Raw genomic sequence first — 10589 nt, 5'->3', positions numbered from 1 at the left:
ACAGAAGAACCAACGACAGAGGAACCAACGACAGAGGAGCCAACAACGGAGGAACCAACAACAGAAGAACCAACGACAGAGGAACCAACGACAGAGGAGCCAACAACGGAGGAACCAACAACAGAAGAACCAACGACGGAGGAACCAACGACAGAGGAACCGACGACAGAGGAACCAACAACGGAAGAGCCAACAACGGAGGAACCGACGAGAGAGGAACCGACGACAGAGGAATCAACAACAGAAGAACCGACAACGGAAGAGCCAACAACAGGTAAACCGACGACAGAAGGATCTACGTCAGGGAAGTCTAAGCCGGAAGATTCAACTATGAAAGAACAAAACAAGAATGAAAAAAATAAAGAAAATAAACAAGGTGTTTTACCAAATACTGGTGAAGCTATCCAAAATCATCCTATAGTAACTACGTTTATTATAATGATTTTGATGGTACTTGGAATTGTATTAGTTTCATTCAGACGTAAGAACTAAATTTATAACTCATTATCCACAACATAAAAACATCCCAATTCGAAATTAAATCTTTCGGGTTGGGATGTTTATTTGTATAAGTATGATTTATTGGTTTGCTTGTAGTCTTTGTTTTGCTGAATGTGTGCGGGTTGTTACTTCTTGTGGGGATACTGCTTTTCCTAATCCAAAGTTAGGCATGTTAAGATAAATATTTTCATAATTATTTTCTTTAACGTTATATGTTTCGTGATAGAATCCTACTGCATTATTACCTTTAAGTTGCTTACTAAATCTTTTCCAAGCTTTTAAGTGTTTAGGCATTTTTGAATATGTTAATAATGATTCGTTTGAATCCCAGTATTGTATGATATTTACGCCTTTATATTTAAAGAACATTTCAAATGATAGACAGCCTATTGATTTATGATTTGATAATTCTTTAAGCATCGCTGGCATTGCTAAAATGACAGGTAGCCATTTATGGACTTGTAAAGGTTTGTTGATGTGAACGCCTATTAAAAATACAGTGACATCCTTTTCGGGAACTACTGTAAATCTTCCTTTATTCATTTTGATCAACCCTTTTCCCTTTAATATAAGTATTGATTTCATTAATTGTTTTTTTATTTTTCTTATTAAGTATTGTCCAAATAATAAAGTAAACCACAATAAATGTGATGAAGAAAATTAATATTGCCGACACTTTGAAGGGGAACCATCCTGCTAGTATAGCTAATGGGAAAAATATAATTAACATGATTAGAAAATGAAGAATAGTCGTTATGATTCTAGAATATTTAAGGTGTGTAAATATTAATGTGCTTAGGCTGAATGTTATACCTATCATTGCCCAAACACATACGGCTATTATCATAATTTGGATATCATCTAAATATTCAAAGTAAATTTCACCCATATAAGAATGTGGATTAACAGGGTCATAACCACCACTAGCAAACAGTAGAGAGAAAACAATTGAAATAATGACACCAATTGAGATGCCTATTATCGCACCATTACATAAACGTTTCATAAACCTAATACCTCCTTAACTTCCTTTAAATATCGTCTTGATGAAAAAGTTGTATCATTATTAATAAATTTAATTTCTATAATCCCACTTTTATTTAGTACTAAATGATCTATAAAAGTTACATTTATGATTTCTGATTTGGATATTTGTAAAAAATTATCACTTAAATGCTTTTTTAATTTATAAAGCCTTTCATTATAAGTATATTGTCCATTTAATGTATAGATATTTAATAGTTTGTTTTCAATGCGAAAACTATAAATATCATTTTGTTTCACAATATGCGTTTCATCACGCCTGTTTTTAACAGGATAGAAAGTTTGATCTGCATGAGTTTGTATTAATTGAATCATTTCTTCTATATTCTGATTGTCAGGATGACAGTTGATGATTAAATCATCTTGTTCTAAAGAAGCGTCATAGTTAACTTTATATTTCATAATGTCCTCCTCCTTAACTAAAGTAAAACAAATTTCGTTGGAAAAAACTATATCATTTCGCTAAGTGGTAAATATAAGTGAGTAAGTGGTAGGGAAAATGAATTGCTTAGTAATAAAATAAAAGAAACCTCAGTCTACTTGTTAGACTGAGGTAAGGCTGTCGATAAAGGAATATCATGCGAATGATTATTTAGATTCTATTCCTCAATTATATACCTATAAATTTCATCTTGTACAGGTTTTTCCATGGATAATGTCATCGTTACGACGTTGTTTTTCTTTTCGTTTGGCATGATTGTTTGTTCTGCTGTGCCTTCTAGATAGTGTGCTTTTCCTAGGAAATAATATTCTTTTCCGTCTGCTGAATCTTCTTTTTTAACGAAAATATACATATCTATATTTTTTTCTTTATGTGCCATAATTTCGATTACTTCTTTTGAGTTTAATGTCTTGTCTGATCTTGTGAACCATTTGAGTTCGTCTGGGCTAAGGAATTCATCTTCGTACTTTGTATTATCACTGATATCATCTTGTTTATGATATGTGATAAAGATGGGTAGGGTATTATGTTTAGATTTATATCCATAGATTGTACTGGATTCATCTTTATCCCAGTTTAGTAATTTAACGAAATCTTTTCTTGTATATTTGTTGTATAGGATGAGACGGTTTTGGTTTCCATGATGTGTTGTGTTATTATATTGTGCTAATTCGATTATATCTTCTACATATGTTTTGAAAAGTAGGTTTTCAAGTGATGCCGCAAATGTTTTTGTTAATGTTACTTCATCGTTTGAAATTGTTATGATTGGCTCGCCATATGTTTTGTTTATTGTAACGCTATAGAAGCTATAGTCTAATATTTTTAAAGTTGTTTCGATATCTTTAAGTGTAACTTTAGGATCTACTTTTTGTGCGAGTGTTAATAGTTCTTGTATTTTATGTGGTCTTTCGATTATTGCATTTAAAATTGTATGATCTACGTTCTTTAGTCCGGGTGCTATTTCTCTAGATAAGAATGTTAAATTCAACTTTTCATTCTCAGTTAGTTGGTCTTCTATTTTCTTTGATTTAACAAGAAATTCGTGATAATTTTTATAGTTACTTTCAGATGAATATATGACGCTAGGATCTATAGAGTTCTGTCTAATAAAGTCCATGAGTAAAGGCATTCGACCTATTCTTTGTTCTACTTCGTTATAGGCTTGTTTAATATGAGATGCTGCACTTAATTTGGCTTGTTTGAGTGAATCGTATATTTTCTTTTTAGCGATTTCTTCAAAGTTAATTGTTGAAACACCACTTAAGACAGTATTACTAGTTAAGAATCTTCTATAGTTATCTTTATTTTGTGATTGATCACCGGATAAAGCGACAGGGATTAGGTAGTTCTTTTCATAGTTACCTATAAAGTCTATAACTGTTACATATTCTTTATTATCACTCTTTCTAAGTCCTCTACCAAGTTGTTGAATAAAGATAATACTAGATTCAGTTTCTCTCAACATAACAATTTGGTTTACAGGCGCAATATCTATACCTTCGTTAAATAGATTAACGGTAATGATATAATTGATTTCTCCTGATTTAAGCTGTTCGATCGCTTCTTGTCGTTTTTCTGAATTATCTTCACCTGTTAAAGCTCTTGAAGGTACTTGATGTAATGTTAATTTTTCAGCTAAATCTTTTGCTTCGTCTTTTCTACTAACAAAAATAAGTCCCTTTAATTCATCACCAGAGTATCCATAGTATTGAGTTTTTTCTAATATATGTTTGACTCTTTCATTGGAAGTTAAATCAGTTAAACTACTAAAATCATCAGTAGCTTTACCATCACGAACATAGTCAGTAACGCCAAAATAGTGGAATGGACAAAGTATTTCACTTTCGAGAGCTTTTTGTAATCGGATTTCATAAGCGATATTGTAATCAAACATTTCAAATATGTTTAAGTTATCTGTTCTTTCTGGTGTAGCGGTCATTCCTAGAACGAAATTAGGAGTAAAATAGTTGAACACTTTCTGATATGACTTAGCTGCAGAACGATGAGCTTCATCGTAAACGATATAATCAAAATGATTTTGATCAAACTGACTGTATATATCATCTTTTGATAATGTTTGAATTGTAGCAAATAAATATTTGGAATGAATGGCTTTATTTTTACCAGTTAATAATCCAAAGTCTTCATCTTTGGAAAAAGGTAGTACTTTTTTGAATTCTTCAATTGCTTTCCTTAAGATTTCTTCATTGTGAACAATAAATAAAAATTTATTCGGATTATAGCTTCTGACATCTAGTGCACACAAAATGGTCTTACCCGTACCAGTTGCAGAAATAATGAGTGACTTATCTTTACCACTTTTTCTAAGTTCAGCTAATGAATGTAAAGCTTCTTTTTGCATTATATTCGGTTCGATTTTACCAGCTTGATTGATATTATTTTGAATTTCATTTTGCTCTTGTGTAATACGTATAGCATTCTTTAAATTGCGCTCATCATATGTAAGTTCATATTCTTTAATCCAGGCATTTGATAGTGGGGAACTCTTCTCCCATAGTTCATCAAATTGCGCTTTTACATTATAAACAAGATCACCATTCTTCTGAGTAGAAAGTAAGATATTGTGTTCGTAATTTACTTTTAGTGCATTCGAAGTTAAATTAGAACTTCCAACAATCATAGAAGCATAATGTTCATGCTCAAATACATAACCTTTAGCATGGAATCCGTTGACATCGGTCAGTCTGACATCAACATTATTAAGTTTCAATAATTCTTTATACATTTTAGGTGTATTAAACCCTAAATAGTTAGATGTAATGATTTTACCTTTAATGCCTTTTTGATTTAAATCATAAAGGTGTGATTTTAAACTAGCTAATCCACTTTCAGTAATAAAGGCAACTGAAATCGTAAATGATTTACATTTATATAGTTCATTAATAATCGTTGAAAGTACATTCTCTTCTTTATTATTAATCAATAATTTAGGCATGAAATTACCTTTATGAGAGATAGTACGATCAATAAATCCTTTATGTAGCGACTGATTAAAGTCTTCTAATAAATTATTCATTGTTATCCCTCATCTACAATAATTTTCACAGCAGGTATGTCTGCAGGCGCCCATTCTAACGATTCTAATTCATTAACCTCTAGCCATTTAATACTTTTATGTTCAGTCAAAGTAGGCATCTTTTCTTTTAATTTGCATTTATATGTATGAAGATTAACAATTCCAAAATCATATTCATAAGCAGTAGATGTGATTTTCTCTCCAACTTCTAAATCACATAACATTTCTTCTTTTATTTCACGTTTTAATGCATCAATTTCAGATTCATCTTTTTCAACTTTACCACCAGGAAATTCCCACATTAGAGGTAAACTCATATTTTCATTTCTTTGCGCACAAAGAACTTTATTATTAGAAAAAATGATAGCACCAACAACTTCGATTTGTTTTTTCAAAATATTACCTCCAAAATATCGTATTTATTTATATTTTAACAAAATATTGCCGCTACGGTAATAAAATGTAAATTTACGATCAAGAAAGGTGCAATTTTAGATGATTTTAGTGAAATTTTATATCTGAAAAAATTAGAAATATATATATAATGATGAATGAATAATTGCATATATTTAAAAATTCATTGAAAAAAGTAAAATTACAATATAGACTTGTAATACAAGTGAAAGCGCTTTATTTAAATTTAGGGGGGGGATTATTTATGAAGTTTCGCTTGATGAGTTTATTAATATGTATGGCATTAATATTAGCTGGATGTAATTTTGAAAAAAAGAAAACATATAACATTGCAACTGCATCAACAGGAGGTACCTATTACCCAATAGGAGTAGGCATGGGGCAACTATGGACTAAACATTATCGAGATCAAAATACTAAATTTAATGGTCAATCTTCTGCTGGTTCAGTAGAAAATATTGATTTAATGAAACAAAATGAAGCCGACTTTTCAATTTTACAAGGTTTGATTTCAACACAAGCATCTCAAGGAACAGGTATTTACAAAGATGAAAAATATGATTCATTACGTTCAATGAGTATGATTTGGCCAAATGTCGAACACTTTGTCTTGAAAAATAGTGATGTAAAAACTGGAACAATTGCTGACATAAAAGGAAGTTCATTTTCAGTGGGACCTAGAGCTAGTGGTACTGAACAGTCAACTTTAATGATGATGAAAGGTATAGGACAAACAAAAAAAGATATTTCACCTGAATATTTAGGTTACGAAGAAACAATATCAGCAATGAGAGATGGAAGATTAGATGGTGGTTCCTTACCAGCAGGTGTACCTGTATCATCTATAACAGATATGTATGCTTCAGGAGTAAATGCATCGATTTTAGAGGTTACTGATAAACAAATGAAAGATATTAATAGCCAAGTAGATACTTGGTATCGTTATACGATTAAAAAAGGTACATATCCAAAACAGAAAAAAGATATTCAAACGATTGCACAACCAAATATACTCGTAACAACTAAAGAGATGGACCCAGATATGGTTTATAACTTAACGAAAATGTTACATGAAAATCGTGATTTCATGATAGATGTACATAACTCAGCGAAAGAAATGAAATTAGAGACTGCTCTTAATGGTTTAAATACGCCTTTGCATGAAGGAGCATATCGATATTATAAAGAAAAAGGTCTTAAAATTGATGACAGATTAATCCCTGAAGAAGTTAAAGAAAAAGAAGGGGGTAATCAAGATGAAAAATAAAGTAGAAAAAGAAGTGATGTCTCAAGTTAGAGAATTACAAGGTGGCAGTAAATATTTATTTAATGGCATAGCAATTATTTTGTCTATATTTGTTTTATCAGCCTCAAGCTTTTTAAACTTACAGACTTTTCATCAAAATTCAATATTCTTAATACTAATAGTATTACTAGGGTTTATGTTATACCCAACTAGTAAAAAAGGAGTTGAAAAAACACGACCTTCTGTTGTTGATATAATTTTCATTGTTTTAACAATAGTGGGTATTGGATACATTATTCTTAATTACACTACTTTACATGTTGATAGAGCATCACAAGCAAATACAACTGATTACATATTTGCTGTCATAGCTATCATAGTGTTATTTGAAATTACAAGAAGAACGATTGGAATTTTTATACCATTACTAAGTATATTTGCAATAATTTATGCCTTATACGGAAATTATTTTCCTATCGATTTTGCACATTCAGGATTTAGTATTAAACGATTATTATATCGTTTCTATATGACTACTGAAGGTATATTTGGTAGTACGCTATCAATTGCAGCAACATACATTATGTTATTCATTTTATTTGGAGCATTTTTAGGAGTAAGTGGTGCAAGTAAATTATTTAATGATTTAGCATTAGCTGTAGCAGGTCAGCGTCGTGGAGGTCCTGCACAAGTAGCGGTTATTACAAGTGCTTTAACTGGATCATTAAATGGTAGTGCAGTTGCTAACGTGGCAACTACTGGATCATTTACAATTCCTTTAATGAAAAATATTGGACTAACACCAAGGTTTGCTGGTGGTGTTGAAGCTGCAGCTTCAACTGGTGGTATGATTATGCCACCTATTATGGGGGCTGCTGCATTTATAATGGCAGGTTTTCTTGGTGTGCCATATACAACGATAGTCCTTGCAGGTATTATACCGGCATTATTCTATTATATTGCTTTAGTATGGGCAATTGACACAGAATCAAAAAAGAAAGGATTAAAAGGGGTAAGTAAAGACAGCATTCCTTTAATTAGAGAGGTATTAAAAGAAAGAGGCACGTTGCTATTACCAATTATAGTTGTAATTGTAGCATTATTAATAGGAAAAACAGCAATATTTGCAGGGTTTTCCGGTATTATATCCGCAATATTAGCTTCATATTTAACTAAGGATAAATCAACAAGAGTAACATTTAAAAAGTTTTTTGAAGCTTTAATTGATGGTGCTAAAGGTTCAATTCAAGTAGCTTTAGCCTGTGCTTCGGTTGGTATAGTAATCGCTACTGTAGGTATGACAGGTGTAGGGTCTATGCTTGCTTATAATGTTATTGATATAGCAGGTGGACACCTAATAGTAATATTAATAATGGTTATGATAACTTGTATAGTACTAAGCTTTGGTTTACCTTCAACTGCTCTATATATAGTAGTTGCAGTTACTGTGGCTCCATCTTTAGTTCAAGCAGGAGTGGAACCACTTGCAGCTCATTTCTTTGTATTTTATTTTGGAGCAATGTCTAATGTAACACCACCAGTTGCACTAGCAGCATATACTGGTGCAGGTATAGCAAATGCTGATCCAGTAAAAACATCTTGGACAGCTTTACGTCTAGCGCTACCTGGATTTATTATTCCATTCTTGCTTGTATATAATCCAGAGCTATTATTAAATAATCCAACTGGTAATATTAATATTGGTGAATTAATTGTAACAATAGTTATTTCATTAGTTGGTATATACGCTTTAGTAGTAGGTATGGGTAATTATTTATTAGTTAAATTAAATATAATAGAAAGAATTTTATTTATAGCGTTTGCTGTAATGCTTATTTTCCCTGAAATGATAACAAGTATTATTGGAATTATAGGTGTTATTTTGTTAATTGGGATGCATTATATTAAAACTAAGAAGGTAGGCGTATCCTAAATGGAACATGATAGTTCAAAGCGTTTATCAGAAGTTATATTTGAAGAGCTAGTTACAAGAATAAAAAATAATAAATATAAAATAGGTGACAGACTACCCTCAGAGTCAATATTGTCAAAAGAATTTGAAGTAAGTAGATATCCTATAAGAGAGGCACTAAGCAAGCTTGATTCTATCGGATATATTGAGTCATTTCAAGGTAAAGGTAGTTATGTTATAAATAATGATGCTTCAGATTCTTTTAGACAGCATGCTTTTGGAAGATTTTCAGATAAAGATTTGCTTGATATTTTGGAAATGAGAACCATTATAGAAGTTGAAGCTGCTGGAATTTGTGCTATCAGAAGAACTGAAGAAGATATGACATTTATTGATTATGCATTTCAAGAATATAAAAAAGCACATCAAGATGAATATGCACTTGGTTTAGAAGCAGATTATAATTTTCATAAATGCATAGTGCAATGTACTAAAAATCAATATATGATTAAGACTTTTGAGAATTTAGAAGAAATCCATTTAAATGCATTGGAATATTCATTGAATTTAAATAAAGGCATGATTGAAAAAAGAGAAAGTGTAATTAAAGAGCATGAAATTATATATAATGCCATAAAAAATCAAGAAGAATCTAATGCAAAAAAAGCAATGAAAAAACATTTAGTTACAATGAGAAAGAAATTGGGCGATATAAGGTGCAGGTGATATGTATGAAGAATGTTGGAATTGAAGTAGAAGCTTGTGATATTAATGTGTAAGGAGGATTTTATGAAAACTGATGTAGTAATTATTGGTGGAGGTATTATTGGGTTTAGTACTGGATATCATTTAAAATTACAAAATCCTGAGTTAGATATTTTAGTATTAGAAAAAGAAAAGAGTTTTGCAGAACACCAAACTGGTCATAATAGTGGAGTAATTCATTCAGGCATTTATTATAAGCCAGGTTCACATAAAGCTGAATTTAGTAAAAAGGGTTCACAATCTATGATTGATTTTTGTAAAAAATACAAACTTCCATTTAATCAATGTGGCAAAATAATTGTTGCTACAGCTGAGGAAGAGTTAAAAAAATTACATGAATTATATGAAAGAGGACTACAAAATGGACTTTCAGTAAAATTACTAGATGCGGAAGCAGTAAATAAGATTGAACCATATGTGAATACAGTAGGTGGTATAAAAGTAGAAGAAACGGCGATTGTAGATTATAAAAAAGTAACAAAACAATTTAAATTATTATTTGAAGAATTAGGTGGAAAAGTTGAATTTAATACTCCAGTGACACACATTGAAGTGTCAGAGGATAATATTATTGTAGAAAGCCATAGTAAAAAATTTAGAGCTAAAAATATAATTAATTGTGCTGGTTTATATAGTGATAAAATTGCTCAAATGAGTGGTGTAGATACAACTATTCAAATCATTCCATTTAGAGGAGAATACTATCAACTTAATACTAATGCTGAAAAATATGTAAATACTTTGATTTATCCAGTACCAAATCCTGATTTGCCTTTTTTAGGAGTACACTTTACAAATATGATTGATGGAGGTGTTGATGTCGGACCAAATGCGGTACTTGGATTAAAAAAAGAAGCATATGGAAAAATAGATTTTCATAAAAATGAAACACTAGAAATTTTAAAATTTCCTGGGTTATATAAGATGGGATTAAAAAATATCAAAGAAGCATTAGGAGAATATTATCGATCCTTTAATAAAAAAGCCTTTGTTAAAAATGCACAAAAACTCATTCCCTCAATAAAAAATGAAGATATCAAACCAATAGAAGCGGGTGTAAGAGCACAAGCAATGTTAAATGATGGTACATTATTAGATGATTTTGTTTTTGAAAAAGGTAAGCATTCATTACATGTTTTAAATGCACCATCACCAGCAGCCACTTGTTCAATAGAAATTGGAAAAGAAATTGCAAAAGAGTATAAAAAACTGTGAAAATAAATTG

Annotated in this window: 10 protein-coding genes; 5 read left to right on the top strand and 5 right to left on the bottom strand. The window is 30.8% G+C overall.

Translation table 11 applies throughout. From position 1 onward, the window contains the following. Positions 1-492, top strand: a 492-nt coding sequence (locus B2G86_RS13195) for an LPXTG cell wall anchor domain-containing protein (RefSeq protein WP_142242932.1), incomplete at its 5' end; no start/stop codon positions are given. An 87-nt stretch (positions 493-579) separates the two neighbouring features. On the opposite strand, the gene B2G86_RS07595 is transcribed toward B2G86_RS13195, so the two are convergent. The 5 genes from B2G86_RS07595 to B2G86_RS07575 form a co-directional block, all read right to left on the bottom strand. Beyond that, positions 580-1044: a DUF4188 domain-containing protein gene (locus B2G86_RS07595; protein WP_078357522.1), complete on the bottom strand. Its 465-nt coding sequence runs from the start codon at positions 1042-1044 to the stop codon at positions 580-582. After that, positions 1037-1507 carry a DUF3021 domain-containing protein gene (locus tag B2G86_RS07590; RefSeq protein WP_078357521.1) on the bottom strand — a complete coding sequence of 157 codons (471 nt, stop codon included), beginning with the start codon at positions 1505-1507 and terminating at the stop codon, positions 1037-1039. Before B2G86_RS07590 ends, B2G86_RS07595 begins: the two co-directional genes overlap by 8 nt. Further along, the gene (locus B2G86_RS07585; protein WP_078357520.1) at positions 1504-1947 is read right to left on the bottom strand and encodes a LytTR family DNA-binding domain-containing protein; all 444 of its coding nucleotides are present in this window, start codon (positions 1945-1947) and stop codon (positions 1504-1506) included. Before B2G86_RS07585 ends, B2G86_RS07590 begins: the two co-directional genes overlap by 4 nt. A gap of 197 nt (positions 1948-2144) precedes the next feature. Then, positions 2145-5027, bottom strand: coding sequence for a DEAD/DEAH box helicase (locus B2G86_RS07580; protein WP_078357519.1), 2883 nt, complete (start codon positions 5025-5027; stop codon positions 2145-2147). Between the two features lie 2 nt (positions 5028-5029). Then, a complete protein-coding gene (locus B2G86_RS07575) occupies positions 5030-5422 on the bottom strand; it encodes a (deoxy)nucleoside triphosphate pyrophosphohydrolase (RefSeq protein ID WP_078357518.1) in 393 nt (130 codons plus the stop codon). Positions 5423-5685: 263 nt separating this feature from the next. Here B2G86_RS07575 and B2G86_RS07570 point away from each other — a divergent pair, with 263 nt between their 5' ends. The 4 genes from B2G86_RS07570 to lhgO all read left to right on the top strand — a co-directional run bounded on the left by B2G86_RS07570 (position 5686) and on the right by lhgO (position 10579). Further along, positions 5686-6708, top strand: coding sequence for a TAXI family TRAP transporter solute-binding subunit (locus tag B2G86_RS07570; RefSeq protein WP_078357517.1), 1023 nt, complete (start codon positions 5686-5688; stop codon positions 6706-6708). Then, the gene (locus B2G86_RS07565) at positions 6698-8620 is read left to right on the top strand and encodes a TRAP transporter permease (RefSeq protein ID WP_078357516.1); all 1923 of its coding nucleotides are present in this window, start codon (positions 6698-6700) and stop codon (positions 8618-8620) included. Before B2G86_RS07570 ends, B2G86_RS07565 begins: the two co-directional genes overlap by 11 nt. Then, on the top strand, positions 8621-9325 hold the full coding sequence (locus B2G86_RS07560) for a FadR/GntR family transcriptional regulator (RefSeq protein ID WP_078357515.1): 705 nt from the start codon (positions 8621-8623) through the stop codon (positions 9323-9325). It abuts the gene before it with no gap. Between the two features lie 63 nt (positions 9326-9388). Continuing rightward, entirely contained in the window at positions 9389-10579 is a 1191-nt protein-coding gene (gene lhgO / locus B2G86_RS07555; protein ID WP_078357514.1) for an L-2-hydroxyglutarate oxidase, read from the top strand. The last annotated feature ends 10 nt before the right edge of the window (positions 10580-10589 follow it).

The organism is Mammaliicoccus fleurettii, from assembly GCF_002018435.1.
In the GTDB taxonomy this organism is placed as follows: Bacteria; Bacillota; Bacilli; order Staphylococcales; family Staphylococcaceae; genus Mammaliicoccus; species Mammaliicoccus fleurettii.
Note: the sequence above shows the minus strand (reverse complement) of the source record. Positions and strands in the feature narration are given on the sequence as shown.

Coding starts and splice junctions, on each gene's coding strand:
- B2G86_RS07560 (WP_078357515.1), top strand. CDS start 8,621: ATGGAACATGATAGTTCAAAGCGTTTATCAGAAGTTATATTTGAAGAG.
- B2G86_RS07585 (WP_078357520.1), bottom strand. CDS start 1,947: ATGAAATATAAAGTTAACTATGACGCTTCTTTAGAACAAGATGATTTA.
- B2G86_RS07595 (WP_078357522.1), bottom strand. CDS start 1,044: ATGAATAAAGGAAGATTTACAGTAGTTCCCGAAAAGGATGTCACTGTA.
- B2G86_RS07590 (WP_078357521.1), bottom strand. CDS start 1,507: ATGAAACGTTTATGTAATGGTGCGATAATAGGCATCTCAATTGGTGTC.
- B2G86_RS07565 (WP_078357516.1), top strand. CDS start 6,698: ATGAAAAATAAAGTAGAAAAAGAAGTGATGTCTCAAGTTAGAGAATTA.
- B2G86_RS07570 (WP_078357517.1), top strand. CDS start 5,686: ATGAAGTTTCGCTTGATGAGTTTATTAATATGTATGGCATTAATATTA.
- B2G86_RS07580 (WP_078357519.1), bottom strand. CDS start 5,027: ATGAATAATTTATTAGAAGACTTTAATCAGTCGCTACATAAAGGATTT.
- lhgO (WP_078357514.1), top strand. CDS start 9,389: ATGAAAACTGATGTAGTAATTATTGGTGGAGGTATTATTGGGTTTAGT.